Origin of the sequence: Maribacter sedimenticola (assembly GCF_900188415.1) — a bacterium.
GTDB lineage: Bacteria > Bacteroidota > Bacteroidia > Flavobacteriales > Flavobacteriaceae > Maribacter > Maribacter sedimenticola.
The window spans coordinates 44,323-59,239 of record NZ_FZNV01000008.1; the positions used below are offsets into that span (position 1 = coordinate 44,323).

The window sequence follows — 14,917 nt, forward strand, 5'->3', positions numbered from 1 at the left end:
AATACGTTTTGGTAAATTGCAATTGATTAGGCCTGGGGCAAGAATATTTTGAATGTTGCACCTTTGTCAGGCTCCCCATACGCAAAAATGCGCCCATGATGGTTTTCTACGATCCTTTTTGCAATGGCAAGGCCAATACCTGTAGATTTGTCATTGTTATCAGCATTTAACCGTTTGAACATTCCAAAGATACGTTCGGCATATTTTTGTTGAAAACCAATGCCATTATCCTTTACGGTAACCATACAATATGTAGTTTGGTTATTGAGTCCCTCTACATTAAATACGCCACCTTTGCCCGAAGTACATGCAATGGAAATGGTTAAGGGCCTATTGGGACATCTATACGCAATTGAGTTGGCCAATAGGCCGTAAAACAATTGTTCCAATTGTATGGGTATGGCGTTTACCTCTTCCATACTGGTCAATGATATGGTGCCCCCACATGCGGTAAGGTCCTGTTGAATACGGGTAATGGCCCGCTGTACTATTTTCTCTAAATGGGTAGTCTTAAAACGATCAACAAATTCCTCTGTTTCGGAGTAGTCCAAAAGGTCTTTAAGGATTTTACGCATTTTATTGGCTTCGCGTTCAATTCCCTTAAAATAAGTGGCCACGTTTGGAGGAAGATTATTGGCTTCCCGTTCACGAATAATCGTTGAAAATGTCTGAATCTTACGTAGCGGTTCTTGAAGGTCATGACTTGATATGAATTCAAAAGCTTCTAAACGCACATCTTGTTGTCTAACTTTCTGGCGAATTGCCCGTAAGTTTTCTATGGCCTGTAAATGAAAGGAAATAAGGTCTGCATATAGCGTAAACATGCCAATGACCTTATCATTGTTCAATTTATTGGGTTTAGGGTCTATAGCGCACAAGGTGCCAAAAAAATCGCCATTTTTTAAGATTATGGGAACGGAAATATAGCTTTGAAAACCATATTGCAACGGGGTAGGGTGGTTGCGGAAATAAGGATCAGTCTCCACATGGTCTATGACAACAAGTTTATTGGCCTGTCTTATTTCATGGCAAATGGTTGTCTCCACTACCAGTTCATCACCGGGTTTCAATCCAAAATTGACATCATCCAATGCGCTACAGGTCAACCATTTTTCTTGGGTTACCCTGGCAACCGCAATAAATCCCATTTGCGTGGTTTCCTTAATTACATTAAGAATGGTAGGGAGGACTTCAATAGATTGTATGTCTTCTATATTTCTTTTATAGGAATCGTTCAAGGGCATACTCAAATATAAGATTAATTTAAAAGGCTAATTCCCATTAATGCCATCTTTCATCATTAATGATAATGTTTAACTTGAAATTGTTATGTTGTTACTGTTAAAATAGATAATTTAGCTAAATTAAGGTGGAATTAGTTTACTAATAATGAATGGAATTTAGTCTTGTATTTGACCCGGATAAAATTGTTTCAGCATTAATTGCGGAAATAATGGGTAAAGAACAGATTGATTATGAAATCATTGAGGGTAGGACAATTAAGATTACCGAAAATATAAGTAAGGAAAATCTAGCGCTGGTTAAAGAAAGCCTAGAACGTTTTTCCATTGAATTGCGGTCAAAAAATGATCTTGATTTGGTAGAGGACATAAAATTGTGCGTTAGGGAGATGGTGCGGCAAGGGAATACTAGGAACATAAAAATGTCTGAGCGGTTAACCGATCAGTTAGGTTTCAGCTATTCTTATCTATCCAATCAATTTTCTAGTCAGACGTATACTTCAATTGAGAATTTTTATATATTAGTGCGTATTGAGAAAGTTAAGGAAATGGTATTATTGGAGAATGCTAAATTGAGTGAGATTGCCTATGAATTAAACTTCAGTAGTGTACCACATTTATCAAATCAATTTAAAAAAGTGACCGGGCTTACCATTACCCAGTATTTAAAGTTTAAAAAGAAAAAGGAGAAGAATTCTTCAGCCAATACCTAAAACAACGAAATGAATAAATTAAGAATACTTCTTGTAGATGATGATGAGGATGATAGGCAGTTTTTTGCCGATGCCCTAGAGGGTATAGAATTAAATACCCAATTGCATTTACTTGAAAACGGCAAAAGCTGTATGGAATATTTAAACAAGGAAACGGAAAATTTACCGGATCTGATATTTCTTGATTTGAATATGCCCATTATGAACGGTTTTGAATGCTTGGAGGCTATACGCAGTACACCCCATTTAAAGGATATTATGGTAGCCATATATTCCACGAGCTCTGCGGAAAGGGATATAGAGGAAACTTTTGAGAAAGGGGCCAATATCTATATTAAAAAACCTTCTAGTTTCAACGAACTTAAAAAGTCGTTAAAGCAAGTGGTGAAGATGAATTGGTCGTACCACTTAAATGATTTTAAGAAAGAAAACTTTTTATTGAAGGTTTAATTTTTATCCTAAAGAATAAATGAAAGTTGTTTCCATAGAAACAACTTTTTTAGTTTTAGCATTAGTCGTTTTAATTCATTTTTACGTATTTCGTAGTTGATTGTTATTCTTCGCTTACTTTTAGAATATCCAAATTTTTAATTAGCATGAACTTTTTGAAAAATATTGTTGACGATTCTAAGGACGCAATAGTATATGTAATGCCTATTGATCCACAAGAAAGTAACAATACGGATTTCAAGATTGTATATGCCAATGTTGCTGCGCAAACGCTATTGGTTTCATCTAAAAATACATTGGTTGACCATACAATAGCCGAAATAGAAAAATTATCGTTGATCGAAGGATTGCAAAATGCATTGCAAGAGGTTTTTGAAAGCCAAGAGCAGGTAAACATTCCCTTGTATGCTGCATTGGCAGAGCAAACCGGGTATACCTATGCCACATTAAAAGGCAATGGGGAAGGAGTTGTGCTAACGTTTTTGTTCAATATAGAAAACGACATATTAAAGACAAATGCGGGCTTTTTGGAAAGTGCCAATGATAAGCGGATTATCAATGAACAGGAGTTGGCAGGTATAATCAACAATAGTGTTCTGGATAGCTTTAATAATATTATTTGCTATGTGAAGCCTACTTATGATGCCAATGGTGAAATAGAGGATTTTAAAATAGAATATATTAATAACAGAATGGTGGAGATCACTAGGGAGGAACCTAGCTTGATCATTGGCAAGACATTATTGGAATATTATCCTCAGAATAGTACCAATGGGGTACTACAGTTGTTGAGGGAATGTTATACCACGGAAGAAAATGTAGAATTTCTAAGGCAGTACCATTTTAACGATGAAGATTTTTGGTTCAGCAACAGGGCCATAAAAATGAATGATGGGATCATGTTGTTTTCCAAGGATGTTTCTAGGGAGAAAGAATATGAGGAACAACTTTTTGTTCAGAATAGATTATTGACAGAGGCGGAGTCTGTAGCCAGTATTGGAAGTTTTAGATGGAATCTGGCAAAAACGGACGTAAAATATTCGGACAATGTATATCGCCTGTTCGGGTATGAGCCCAATGAATTTGAATCTAATTATGAACGTCTACTTTCCTTTGTCCATGTAAATGATGTAGAAAGGGTAAAAAAAGGGTTTAGGGACGCTCGTGAACACAAAGGTAGAACGGACCTGGTCTTTAGAATAATGACCAAAACAAAGGAAATCAAGTATTTAAATACCATAGGAGAATGTTTTAAGAAGGATGTAAACTGGTATATGGTTGGTGTTATACGGGATGTTACCCGGCAAATTGAAATAGAATCCAATTTACAGGCCAGAAATGCGGAGCTCAAAAGAACCAATTCTGACCTTGAGGCCTTTAACAGGGTAGCCAGTCATGATTTACAGGAACCATTGCGAAAAATTCAAATGTTCATTAGTAGGTTGAGCGATGAGGAAAAGGGACGTATGAACCAAAAGTCCCAAGGATATCTTGAAAAGGTAAAATCCTCGTCTGACCGCATGAGAAACTTGATCAACAATTTACTGTCGTACTCCAAAGTGGAGGAAGTAGTAGAATTGCCCAAAAGCGTAAATCTAAATGATGTATTGGACAATGTTTTGGATGATCTGGGAGAACGTATCAATGAATTAAAGGCACAAATTAGTGCTGACGACCTGCCCATTGTCAACGGAGTGCAATTTCAGTTAGAACAATTGTTTACCAATTTAATTTCCAATTCCTTAAAATACATTAAGCCGAATACGGAAACCAACATACAGATCAAGAGTACCATAATCTCTAAAAATGAATTGCCCCAAGAATTGAGTTTGAGCAATGATGTCTATGTAAAATTGCAGTTTTTGGATAACGGGATTGGTTTTGAAGCACAATATGAAAAGAAAATCTTTGAAATTTTCCAGCGCTTGCATGGCAAAAACGAATTCACCGGTACGGGATTAGGGTTATCTATTTGTAAAAAAATTGTAGAATCGCACAATGGTGCCATTATGGCCAAGGGCAAACCCAACGTTGGCGCTGAGTTTATCGTGTATTTGCCCGTACTTATTTAACTACATTCCTTCTTCAGTCTTACACTATTAATTGGCCAATCTTAAAATTGTGTAACTCATTCTTAAAATGATGTAACATAAAACCCCATCAATACCTAGATATTTGTAAAAGAAATTATTAGTCAGTTATGAAAAATCTACAATACGCCAGAGTTGGCATGGTAAGAAAAAAGATGGTGAGTAAGTTGAATGCCATGAACACTCCACAGGAAATGGGTGTGCCAACAAATATGGGCACGACTAATAATGCATTAATTATTAATTCTCAAAAACCATTATTATGCAAGTAGTCCACAACCAGTTAAATTATTTTAATAACGTATTAGGAGGAAGTATTTCTAGTTTTGAAGGAGATCGTATTCTTCAATACGATAATGAAAAAGGAACCGGCCGTATACAGACGGTAGCGTTGGAATCTGGAATCTCTTATACGGAATACGATTTAAGTTTGGCCCAGGACTTTAATTTTTCCCTTGAAATGAACGGTCATAGATGTTTATATTTCATCTATTGTTTAGAAGGTGATTTTACCGTACAACGCAATTACGGTACTACTAAATCCTTAAAAGTGGAAGCTTTGCAAACCGTGTTGATCGGTGGTAAAAACGATACTATTGATATAAAATTGAAAGAGGGAACAAAATCTAATATTGCCATTATCAGGGTTTCTGAGGACGATGCCCCAAAAATTCAAGGAGAAAAAGGAAGTGACCTTTATCAGCAGTTGTTTTCTTCTTTTTTACAAGAAGATAGTTATGAGCATATTGGTACGTTTAACTTGAAAATAAAGGAGCAATTGTTACAGATACGTTCCATACATCAAAAAGGGTTGGTTAGAAAATTGCTTATTGATGGTATTGTGAGCTTTACTTTGGCACTTGAAATTTTACAGTGTAGAGAAGATATCAACAATGAAGGTCAAGTGTCAACCATTTTAACCAAGAGTGAGTTGTTGAGAATTGAGGAAGCGGTGAACGCAATTAAAAGAAAACCGGAATACCCTTATACCGTTACTTATTTAAGTAGGGAATATGGATTATCCCCGACAAAATTGCAGGAAGGATTTAAGGTAATGGAAGGTACTACCGTAACCAACTTTATTAGAAATGAAAGATTAGTTCTAGCAGAAGAATTGATACAGACCTCAGATTTGAATATTTCCGAAATTGTATATACCATTGGTTTTACCAGCAGAAGTTACTTTTCTAAAATATTTAGAAATAGATTTAACTGTACGCCTAAGACCTATTTAATGAATACTAGAAAAGTATCGTTATCCGCATAATTTAAAATAAAGGACAGACATGTAAAAAGCGCCAACTATGATATAGTTGGCGCTTTTTTTATAGGTTACATTAAAATCAATGTTCAAATATTAAGGATTTTATTTGTTTCCAAAACAACCTTACCGATGCGGAATCATTGTTGTGGTAGGAGGATAATATCAATAGATTGTTTTCAAACACCTTTAATTCTACCTCATCGGTTTTTTCGTCCGGTGAATAATAGGCCATGTGCCATCCATCAAAAACCGCTTTAGTTGCTGAACCTTCCCATAATAAATTCACCTCATCATGGCGCATATCGGATTCAATATTGTTATACACATTAAAGATGTGATTTTTTGCACCTTGTAGGGTTTGTACAAACATACCTTTGTGGTAGATTAGACACCCTGTAATGTTCAAATTTTTATTGTTGGCAACTGAGGTCGTTAGAATATTTTCTAAATCATCCTTTGTAAGGTTGGACTTGGCCGTGGAACGATAGGTTAATTCGTGCATTCTTTTATTTTGGATTTATCTATAAAAAGATATTTATATCTAGCCCACAAAGTTAACCATTAACAATAGCCATAAAGTTAATTTGTATTACTATTAACTAAATATAATAAAGTTTGTATAGAAAATGAATGCGGTAATTGAAAACTAAATAGAAATCACGAACTCAGGTTCTGCAGTTTCGTTTTTGGAAGTGTTTTTAATATAGCTTAAACATTTATGCAATAATGTCTTTAGCTGATTGTAAGATGATGGTTTTTGAAGATATAACGAAGCACCCATTTCCTTTAATCGCGTAATTTCCTTTGGGTGATAGGATGTTGAGTAAATAATGATCGGTGTGTCTATATACTGCGGCAGTTCCCTAATATCCGCCAGGCATTCAAAACCGTCCATCATTGGCATTTTAAGGTCTAAAAATATAACATCTGGGCGTGTTTCGTTTTCGGATACCAAATCGGCCATTAAGTCAACACCGTTGTTAAATTCGGAGACTTTGGTTTTAATGGGTATTTCTTTCAATGCATCAGAAAAGAATGTTCTATCATCGCTATCATCATCTGCGAGGTAAACATTTATAAGGGTTTGATTCATAGTAACTAACAATTGTACATTTTAAACGCTTTTGTGGGGTAAAGAATTGTATGTAATTTTTATAATGTTAACTAATTAATAGGTCGTTGTTTAGTTCAATTGCTTTGCAATATATAAAAAATACTATTTTTTTTATATCCCAATTAACTCAAATGATGACTCAATCCGCAATTAAAAATACCTTGATTAATCGGCATAATGTATAATGGCGGTGCCACCTAAGCTATTGTTTTTAATAGAGTGTATGGTTCTACCTAGGGCAGTTGTAAGAATTTTAAACGAGGCCGGTTTATGCAAATATCGATTAGCACCCAATTCAAATAAGTTGGATATTCTATCAATATCATACAGATTGGAATAAACCACAATGGGTATGTTGTCAAAGGAACTGTTGGCCCGCAGTTCCTTTAGACATTCCTCTCCATTTTTTTTAGGCATTAGCAGGTCTAGGAATATGATATTTGGTAATGTGGAGGTCGTATCCATTTCGTGTAACAATGTTTCTCCATTATCAAAAAGTTGAATATTGATATTCTGGTCGACCTCTGCTATAGCTTCCGTAAAGATTTGCTGATCGTCGGTATCGTCCTCCGCCATAAAAATTAGAAAATCATCATTATCGATCGTGCCCATAATTCCATGCCATTTTAAGTTAACCCCCTATTATTTCTCCGCCATTGATATGAATAACCTGTCCTGTCATGTAGCTACTATCCTTACTGGCCAAAAACACGTAAGCCGGACCTACTTCAGCCGGTTGTCCCGCCCTTCCCAAGGGTACATCCTTACCAAAATTTTCAAGGTCTTCGCCCTCAAAAGTTGCTGGTATAAGCGGTGTCCAAATTGGGCCTGGGGCAACAGCATTTACCCTAATGTTTTTTGGTGCCAATGCTTTGGAAAGGCTTCGCGTAAATGAAACTATGGCTCCTTTGGTGCTAGCATAATCTATTAAATGTTCAGAACCACGGTATGCCGTTACAGATGTAGTGTTGATAATGGTATCTTCAGCGGTAAGGTGGGCCATAGCCGCCTTGGCCAAATAGAAATAAGCGTATATGTTCGTTTCAAAGGTTTTTTGAAAATTGGACGAGCTTATGTTTTCCAATCGTTCCGCAGGAAATTGCATGGCAGCGTTATTGACAAGAACATTTAATTTACCATAATGTGAAACGGTCTTGGCAATGGCAGATTTACAGAACTCCTCGTCCTTTACATCTCCTTTAAGCAGTAGACATTTACTTCCTTCGGCTTCAATTTCTTTTTTGGTCTGTTCCGCATCTTCATCCTCGTTAAAGTAGATGATGGCAATCTTGGCGCCTTCCCTGGCAAAATGTAATGCGGTACTTTTACCTATTCCACTGTCACCGCCAGAAATCAAGGCTATTTTACCAAGTAATTTTTCGCTCCCCTTATAATCTTTTCGTATGGTAATGGGGGTAGGGTTCATCTTATGCTCATTGCCAGGTTGTTTAGCCTGTTCTTCACTTTTTTTTATATCAATATCTATCATTGTTTAATGTTTAGTTATGAAAGGTTAAGATGCATCTTGGATTATATCGTTTTAATTATATAATTATCCTAGAGATGTTGTTAACCATGTATTTTTTAATAACCTAAAATTAAAACAGGATTTTACTATGGAATAACTCAAAAAAAATGAAGTTGAACGGTAAAGGATTTACGATCGTTTTTTAAGAAAAAGGTGTCTATGTCGTTTCAAGAAAATTACTTTTTTTTAATATGTTTCATGCCCTCATTACATCTTGCATAATCCATAAGCTAAGGGGTTTGTCATCTTTTTTGTGCAATACGGAAATATCTCCCGTAGTCTCAAAAACCACCGCTTTGATCTGTTGTAGGTCCGTTACGTTTGCTTCACGTAATTTTGAACGTAGGTCGCCCTCCGTAACCCTTGCCTTTAAAAGATTGGCGTCGATAATTTTTTCGCCATCCATTAATAATAGGGGAGAATTGTCCACAAGTTCTTGTATGCTTTTTTTTCTACGTGCCAATGCAATGGAAATTTGTAAACCATAAATGGCTATTAGACCAATAATACCTTCTATCAATTTTACGGAGGACGATAAAATGGTTGTAGCCACAATGGAACCTACAGCAACGGTCATCGCAAAATCAAAACTGGACATTTTTGAAAAACTACGCTTGCCACTTATTCTTGTCAAGATTATGATTGCTAAGTAAATACCAATAGCGCTAGCAATGATCAACAGTACATTTTCCCATGTAGTATCAAATAATGTTTTCATGATATTGTATTTTTAATTTGTACGTAAATAGAACAGTCAATTAAGAAGCGTGGCCCTTTGAATTATCCATTGAACACCGTACGGTATCTGTATATCAGTACGAGCATGGTACAATTTAGTACTACGGATATTCCATTGGTTACGATTATGGGAACATCGGCCTTTAATATGCCATATATGGTCCAAAGAAAAACACCAATAGTAATGATATAGAACATTTTTGGAGAAACATCATCGACCTTCTTGGAGCGCCATGCTTTATATATTTGTGGCAATGCCGCTACGGTAGTAAAAAATCCAGCGAATGTTCCTATAAGTTCTTCCATACGCATACACATTTTTTTAGAGGGCTATAACTAAAAGATAGTCGCAACGCTATGTGCGTTTTAGCAAAGTTAGTAGCATAAGTGAGATGCCTTTAATGATAACCGCTCAACTTTTAGCGCATTCACATGAATTGTTTGTTCAATTGATATTGCCATGTGCACATTATAAAATTTTGTATGATTTTTATATTTGGATATCTTTTTTAGCATGGGTATGGACGTAATACTGATCATATTGTCTGGAATATTGGGAACTATGGTAATGACCGTTTTTAGCCATATTTTGGAAAAAGTGAGCGGTCATAAATTTAATGAGGCGCATCTTCTCAATAAATTGATCGATCGTTGCGGTACATTTGATTCTGATGCTGAGGATAATGACATTAGGGGGTGGGCCATACATTTGGCCATTGGGATACTTATGGCCATGGGTCTGTATTTTTATATAAATTACGCCAAGGAATTCAGTGTATTGCTTTCTGGAGTGGTTTTAGGATTTTTTCTAGGTATCATAGGTGTACTGGGATGGACAATTATGTTTAAAAAACATTCCGATCCACCAGAGATCAATTTGGTTTATTTTTTTGTTCAGTTGATCTGTGCACATATGATATTTGGGGTATCGGCATTGTGGATATTGACCAAAGTAGGGTAGCATACCAATACATTTTAAAGCGGTGAATTTTGGGGTTCGCTTCTAATATTGAATTTTAGTTTATAAAAAATGCCAAAATCTAAAAATTCCTTTAATTTTTTGGTTTAAATGAACATTTTTATGAGGATTTACGTAAATATTATAGAACATTAAATCGCTACCTAATAGATAATCGACTACATTTAGCAATAACCCCCGTATATAGCAATAACCCCCGTATAGATGAAAGAACATAAATTACATATAGCCTTGGTAGATGATGATGAGGATGATAGGTCCTTTTTTGAAGAAGCTATAGAAGAAATTAACATAGCCACACAACTCTTTCTTTTTGAGAATGGCCAGGAAATTTTGAAGTTCCTGAACTTAAACCAACCCATCTTGCCAAAATTGATTTTTTTGGACTTGAACATGCCAATAATCAATGGCCTTCAGTGTCTAAAGGAAATCCGATCCCATAACCATTTGGATATCATAAAAGTGGCCATATATTCTACATCTTCATCTTCTACGGATATTGAAAGTGCATTTGCCGAGGGGGCCAACCTATATGTGACCAAGCCGGATTCCTTTAAAAAATTGACGGAAATCATACATAATATACTACGGATAGATTGGTCCAAGAGCGATAAGGAGTTAACCAGGGATAATTTCATTTATAGCTAACGTATGGACATTAAACGAATTTTAGCCTCTACCAAAACGTATGTATTTTTATTGATACTGGCTGCGGCCTTATTGCTATATACCGCCGGTGTAGGCTATAAGCAGGTAGAGCGGCTTTATAGTTCTGGGGAAAAGGTAACCCATACGCTTGATGTACAGCGCGCCATAGTAGAATTATCCGCAAATTTTTTATTACTGGAATCCATTCAGCTAAAAGCGCAAATACAACAAGATCACGAAAACTTGGGCGATATGGTCATAATTGAAATTGACCAAGGGCTAGAGCGTTTACAAGCGTTGACCAAGGACAATGATTCCCAACAGGAACGGGTAAAGGTATTAAAGGCCCTGAGGAACGATATGATATCTGAACTACCGGTCACACCTATATTGGACAGTACGGAAGTTGCCAATAAACAGCCCCAGCTAGACCGTTTGGAACGTATTTCCAAAATTGTGAACAAGGCCCAGGTAATCAAAAAGAATATGTTATCCGAGGAAAACTATTTAATGGTCTCCAGAAGGGAAGAGTTTACATCCCAATCATTCTTAACACCACTGTCCTCTTTATTGGTAGCCATTACATCAATGATCATATTTGTCATTGGTTTTATTAGTATTTATAGTCAAAAGCGGGAGATTACCAAAGTCAATTCCCATATTATTGAACAGAATAAAAAATTACAGGAGACAGAAACGTTTTTAAAGGGTGTCTATAAAAGTTCCAATAATGTAATCAGTCATTTTGAACCCATTAAAGATGACCAGGGTAAAGTAATTGATTTCAAATTTGTGTACGCCTCTAACGCCATTGAGGAAGTTACAGGAAGCGATCAAGCTGAAAATATTGGTAAAACGTTGGTGGAGATGTACCCTATGGTAGTAGAGAATGGTCTTTTGGACCTTATGAAACACTGTTACAATACCGGAGAGGCCCAAGAGCATGAAAGTGAATATGTCTTTGCAGATAATACAAAGACTATTTGCAACACCATTGTAAAATCTGGTGGAGGTATTACCAATACGGCATGGGATACCACCAATATTAAAAAAACGGAAAAAGCCCTTTATGAGCTTAATGAGGAGCTTAGTTTGCAGAATACCATATTTAAGGAAGCGGAAATTGTAGCAGGTATTGGCAGTTATATATGGTATTTAGATGATGGCTCGGTAACCATATCGGATAATTTTTATAGGCTATTAGGGTATGAGCCCAATAGTTTTCCCATTACCTTGGAGAACTATCGGAATATGGTTCATCCGGATGACAGGGAAGATTATGATACCTTATGTGCGGAGACCATTGAAAACGGAACCTCTTCCATTTCTACATTACGGATAATCACAAAGGATAAAAAGGTACTGCACCTTAATATTAATGGGCGATTAATACAGATAGAAAATCAACCGGTCTCTGTGGGCATTGTACAGGATATTACCGAGCAAGTCAAGAAAGACAATCAATTAATTGACAGTTACGATAAACTTAAGTTGAGCAACGAGGAATTGGAATCCTTTAGTAGGGTGGCTAGTCATGATTTACAGGAGCCGTTAAGGAAAATTCAGGTGTTTATTTCCCGTATAGAGGATGATGCGCGGGAATCCCTGCCTAAAAAATCTGTGGTCTATTTTGAAAAAATAAAGATTGCTGCCCTAAGGATGCGAGATCTCATTCAAAATCTGTTGACCTATAGCGGTATTGAAAGACAGGATGGTGAATTTGAAGAAGTAAATCTCAACGGGGTGGTGAGTAAGGTAACCGATGAATTGTCACAACTGATCAAAGAAACCAATGCCCAAATAAGCAATGGCCCTTTGCCAAAGGTAAAAGGGGTTGCCTTTAAATTAGAGCAGGTATTTGCCAATTTAATCAGCAATTCCATTAAATACAGAAAGAATGATGTAGACCCTATCATCACTATTTCATCTACGCAGGTGAACGCTCAGGAAATACAGGAAAAATTTTCCAAAAACTTTACGGCATACCACAGAATTGCGTTGGCCGATAATGGAATTGGATTTGCGCCAGAATATGCAAAGACCATTTTTGAGGTATTTCAAAAATTACATTCCAAAACAGAATATTCCGGTACCGGTATAGGGCTATCTATTTGTAAAAAGATAGTTGAAAACCACCAAGGCCATATTCATGCCGTTAGTACGCTTGGGGAGGGCGCCACTTTTGTAGTGTATCTTCCCGTACATTGATTATGTTGTTTCTAAGTTAAACGTATTCAACTATAAGGTCGGTAGGTATTAAAAAATATGCCCCGTTCAAATTATATTGACGGGGCACATTATTATTGTTCCAAAGGATATTACTTATTTGGTGAATATCAAAGCGCCATAAGCGGGAATATCCACAAAACCTGTCCATTTTTTATCATCGGTAGATTCCTCTTCAATATCCAGGTCCTTGATTTCTTCTGCTGTAAACGCATGGTCATATTCCTTGTAAACGGAATTGATTCTTAGTTTCCAATCAGAATTATCTTCAACACCAATACCGTATTCCGTATAATTCTTGTTGGTGAAATTTAAAATGATCAATACCGGTTCATTTTCCTCATTTTCATCATGACGTACATAGGCAAGGATCTTGGTATCTTGATTAAAATGCAAGATGGTAATGCCTTGGGCCCGTAGACCAAAACTACGATCGCTCTTTCCGGTACGAAGATTGATCAGGTCACGAATTAAATTTTTAATACCCGTATGCTTTTCCAATTTAGTCCAGTCTAATCCTTCCGTATCTTGAAAATACTCGTCCTCTATAAATTCCTGACCTTGGAACAGCATGGGTATACCGGGTGCGGTTAAAGTGAGTACCATACCTAGAATGGCCCTTTTCTTTGCAAAATCGCTTTCGGCATCCCCTGGTTGTATTTCCTCAGGAACCCTTGCCTTACCGTTGGCTACCTCGTCATGAGATTCCGTATAGACAATACGTTTAAAGTAGTCTCCGCTGTATTTAAATTCAAGGGCATTCACAATTTTTTGTAAATCCCTGCCATCATCATGGGTATCTTGGATTACTTCCCTTACCGGATGTACAAATTCCATATCCCATTGGCTTCCATATCCTAGTCCGCCATCTATTGGGTCGTCCGTTACACGGCTATCACCTTTTAAATCTTCTGCAATGGTAAGTACATGCGGGTATTTCTCTTTTATTTCGGCATTGATATCGCGCATAAGTATATTCCCTTCCTCAATCTCGGTATCGTATCCTAAGCCTCCACCTTCATAGCGTATATAGGATGTTGCATCCATTCTAAGTCCGTCACAATGATATTTTTCTATCCACATAAGGGCATTGTCCCTTAAGTATTGGCGCACTTCCTTTCTGCCGTAATCTGGTCGGGTATCGCCCCAAGGGGTATCACTTCTATGGTCATTGTAGAAATATATTCCTCCCTTGTCATTTTCGCTCCAACCGTCAAACTGCCATAGGTCAACATCAGAGGGGCCAAAATGGTTATAAACGACATCCATAATTACGGCAATGCCCATTTTATGGCATTCGTTCACCATTTTGGCAAATGCGTCCGGGCCACCATAATCCTGTTCAATGGCAAATGGGTGGGCCGGGTTGTAGCCCCAGGATATACCTCCGGCAAATTCAGCAACCGGCAATAGTTCAATACAATTGATACCCAGTTCCTTTAAATAGGGTAACTTCTCTATAACATCGTTGAATGTTCCTACCTGGTCCTCTTTTTTGCGGTTAAATGTACCTACATGAAGTTCATAGATGACCAGTTCGTTCCATGCCGGAATTTGAAACCCGTCATCTTCCCAATCAAAGTTCAACTGTCTAATGATAGAGTTGCCGTTACTATTGGTAACTTCAAAAGCATATGGGTCGTTGCGTTCATATGTAGTGCCGTTATTATGAATAACATATTTATATTCATCGCCTTCTTTTGCCAATTTGGTTACCCCTGCCCAATATCCGTTGGATTCAGATTCAAGTGCAACCCCATCATCCTTCCAATCATTAAAATCCCCTTTTACGAATACATTTTCCGCATGGGGTGCCCATACCCTAAAGGTAACCACGCCATGCGCTATGATAGCGCCCATGCCCGCAGACTTTTGGATATCCATATCCATAGTCACATTATTATCTATTTCCATATTTTTAATTCT

At 36.9% G+C, this 14,917-nt stretch carries 15 protein-coding genes; 7 read left to right on the top strand and 8 right to left on the bottom strand.

The features are described from left to right. Positions 1-26 precede the first annotated feature (26 nt). A complete protein-coding gene (locus CHB68_RS16215) occupies positions 27-1,244 on the bottom strand; it encodes a GAF domain-containing sensor histidine kinase (protein WP_089262579.1) in 1,218 nt (405 codons plus the stop codon). A gap of 149 nt (positions 1,245-1,393) precedes the next feature. Here CHB68_RS16215 and CHB68_RS16220 point away from each other — a divergent pair, with 149 nt between their 5' ends. The 4 genes from CHB68_RS16220 (at position 1,394) to CHB68_RS16235 (ending at position 5,761) form a co-directional block, all read left to right on the top strand. Further along, the gene (locus tag CHB68_RS16220; RefSeq protein WP_089262581.1) at positions 1,394-1,954 is read left to right on the top strand and encodes a helix-turn-helix domain-containing protein; all 561 of its coding nucleotides are present in this window, start codon (positions 1,394-1,396) and stop codon (positions 1,952-1,954) included. 9 nt (positions 1,955-1,963) lie between these two features. Further along, on the top strand, positions 1,964-2,404 hold the full coding sequence (locus CHB68_RS16225; protein WP_089262583.1) for a response regulator: 441 nt from the start codon (positions 1,964-1,966) through the stop codon (positions 2,402-2,404). A 146-nt stretch (positions 2,405-2,550) separates the two neighbouring features. Continuing rightward, positions 2,551-4,476, top strand: coding sequence for a PAS domain-containing sensor histidine kinase (locus tag CHB68_RS16230; protein ID WP_089262585.1), 1,926 nt, complete (start codon positions 2,551-2,553; stop codon positions 4,474-4,476). 280 nt (positions 4,477-4,756) lie between these two features. After that, positions 4,757-5,761, top strand: coding sequence for a helix-turn-helix transcriptional regulator (locus CHB68_RS16235; protein WP_089262587.1), 1,005 nt, complete (start codon positions 4,757-4,759; stop codon positions 5,759-5,761). A gap of 76 nt (positions 5,762-5,837) precedes the next feature. Here the strand turns inward: CHB68_RS16235 and CHB68_RS16240 are convergent, their stop codons facing one another. The 6 genes from CHB68_RS16240 to CHB68_RS16265 all read right to left on the bottom strand — a co-directional run bounded on the left by CHB68_RS16240 (position 5,838) and on the right by CHB68_RS16265 (position 9,444). Beyond that, complete coding sequence (locus CHB68_RS16240; protein ID WP_089262589.1) at positions 5,838-6,260, bottom strand: BLUF domain-containing protein; 423 nt, start codon at positions 6,258-6,260, stop codon at positions 5,838-5,840. Positions 6,261-6,404: 144 nt separating this feature from the next. After that, positions 6,405-6,851, bottom strand: coding sequence for a response regulator (locus tag CHB68_RS16245; protein ID WP_089262591.1), 447 nt, complete (start codon positions 6,849-6,851; stop codon positions 6,405-6,407). Positions 6,852-7,037: 186 nt separating this feature from the next. Then, a complete protein-coding gene (locus tag CHB68_RS16250; protein WP_089262593.1) occupies positions 7,038-7,484 on the bottom strand; it encodes a response regulator in 447 nt (148 codons plus the stop codon). 19 nt (positions 7,485-7,503) lie between these two features. Next, positions 7,504-8,361, bottom strand: coding sequence for an SDR family oxidoreductase (locus CHB68_RS16255; RefSeq protein ID WP_089262595.1), 858 nt, complete (start codon positions 8,359-8,361; stop codon positions 7,504-7,506). Positions 8,362-8,596: 235 nt separating this feature from the next. After that, complete coding sequence (locus CHB68_RS16260) at positions 8,597-9,118, bottom strand: DUF421 domain-containing protein (RefSeq protein ID WP_089262597.1); 522 nt, start codon at positions 9,116-9,118, stop codon at positions 8,597-8,599. Between the two features lie 62 nt (positions 9,119-9,180). Further along, positions 9,181-9,444 (bottom strand): SemiSWEET family sugar transporter, encoded by a 264-nt coding sequence (locus tag CHB68_RS16265; RefSeq protein ID WP_245838970.1) that lies wholly within the window; start codon positions 9,442-9,444, stop codon positions 9,181-9,183. 214 nt (positions 9,445-9,658) lie between these two features. On the opposite strand from CHB68_RS16265, the gene CHB68_RS16270 reads away from it, so the two are divergent. From CHB68_RS16270 to CHB68_RS16280, 3 genes are all read left to right on the top strand, one after another. Beyond that, positions 9,659-10,099, top strand: a complete 441-nt coding sequence (locus CHB68_RS16270) for a hypothetical protein (protein WP_143815228.1) — start codon at positions 9,659-9,661, stop codon at positions 10,097-10,099. Between the two features lie 222 nt (positions 10,100-10,321). Further along, the gene (locus CHB68_RS16275) at positions 10,322-10,765 is read left to right on the top strand and encodes a response regulator (protein ID WP_089262603.1); all 444 of its coding nucleotides are present in this window, start codon (positions 10,322-10,324) and stop codon (positions 10,763-10,765) included. Between the two features lie 3 nt (positions 10,766-10,768). Further along, positions 10,769-12,973 carry an ATP-binding protein gene (locus CHB68_RS16280; RefSeq protein WP_089262605.1) on the top strand — a complete coding sequence of 735 codons (2,205 nt, stop codon included), beginning with the start codon at positions 10,769-10,771 and terminating at the stop codon, positions 12,971-12,973. Positions 12,974-13,087: 114 nt separating this feature from the next. Here CHB68_RS16280 and CHB68_RS16285 read toward each other — a convergent pair whose 3' ends face one another. After that, entirely contained in the window at positions 13,088-14,905 is a 1,818-nt protein-coding gene (locus CHB68_RS16285; protein WP_245838971.1) for an alpha-amylase family glycosyl hydrolase, read from the bottom strand. Positions 14,906-14,917: the final 12 nt, after the last annotated feature.

Excerpts from the sequence above, each read along its gene's own strand:
- CHB68_RS16280 (WP_089262605.1), top strand. The coding sequence starts at position 10,769 with ATGGACATTAAACGAATTTTAGCCTCTACCAAAACGTATGTATTTTTA.
- CHB68_RS16215 (WP_089262579.1), bottom strand. The coding sequence starts at position 1,244 with ATGCCCTTGAACGATTCCTATAAAAGAAATATAGAAGACATACAATCT.
- CHB68_RS16270 (WP_143815228.1), top strand. The coding sequence starts at position 9,659 with ATGGACGTAATACTGATCATATTGTCTGGAATATTGGGAACTATGGTA.
- CHB68_RS16225 (WP_089262583.1), top strand. The coding sequence starts at position 1,964 with ATGAATAAATTAAGAATACTTCTTGTAGATGATGATGAGGATGATAGG.
- CHB68_RS16230 (WP_089262585.1), top strand. The coding sequence starts at position 2,551 with ATGAACTTTTTGAAAAATATTGTTGACGATTCTAAGGACGCAATAGTA.
- CHB68_RS16260 (WP_089262597.1), bottom strand. The coding sequence starts at position 9,118 with ATGAAAACATTATTTGATACTACATGGGAAAATGTACTGTTGATCATT.
- CHB68_RS16250 (WP_089262593.1), bottom strand. The coding sequence starts at position 7,484 with ATGGGCACGATCGATAATGATGATTTTCTAATTTTTATGGCGGAGGAC.
- CHB68_RS16285 (WP_245838971.1), bottom strand. The coding sequence starts at position 14,905 with ATGGAAATAGATAATAATGTGACTATGGATATGGATATCCAAAAGTCT.
- CHB68_RS16265 (WP_245838970.1), bottom strand. The coding sequence starts at position 9,444 with ATGGAAGAACTTATAGGAACATTCGCTGGATTTTTTACTACCGTAGCG.
- CHB68_RS16245 (WP_089262591.1), bottom strand. The coding sequence starts at position 6,851 with ATGAATCAAACCCTTATAAATGTTTACCTCGCAGATGATGATAGCGAT.
- CHB68_RS16255 (WP_089262595.1), bottom strand. The coding sequence starts at position 8,361 with ATGATAGATATTGATATAAAAAAAAGTGAAGAACAGGCTAAACAACCT.
- CHB68_RS16220 (WP_089262581.1), top strand. The coding sequence starts at position 1,394 with ATGGAATTTAGTCTTGTATTTGACCCGGATAAAATTGTTTCAGCATTA.
- CHB68_RS16275 (WP_089262603.1), top strand. The coding sequence starts at position 10,322 with ATGAAAGAACATAAATTACATATAGCCTTGGTAGATGATGATGAGGAT.
- CHB68_RS16240 (WP_089262589.1), bottom strand. The coding sequence starts at position 6,260 with ATGCACGAATTAACCTATCGTTCCACGGCCAAGTCCAACCTTACAAAG.
- CHB68_RS16235 (WP_089262587.1), top strand. The coding sequence starts at position 4,757 with ATGCAAGTAGTCCACAACCAGTTAAATTATTTTAATAACGTATTAGGA.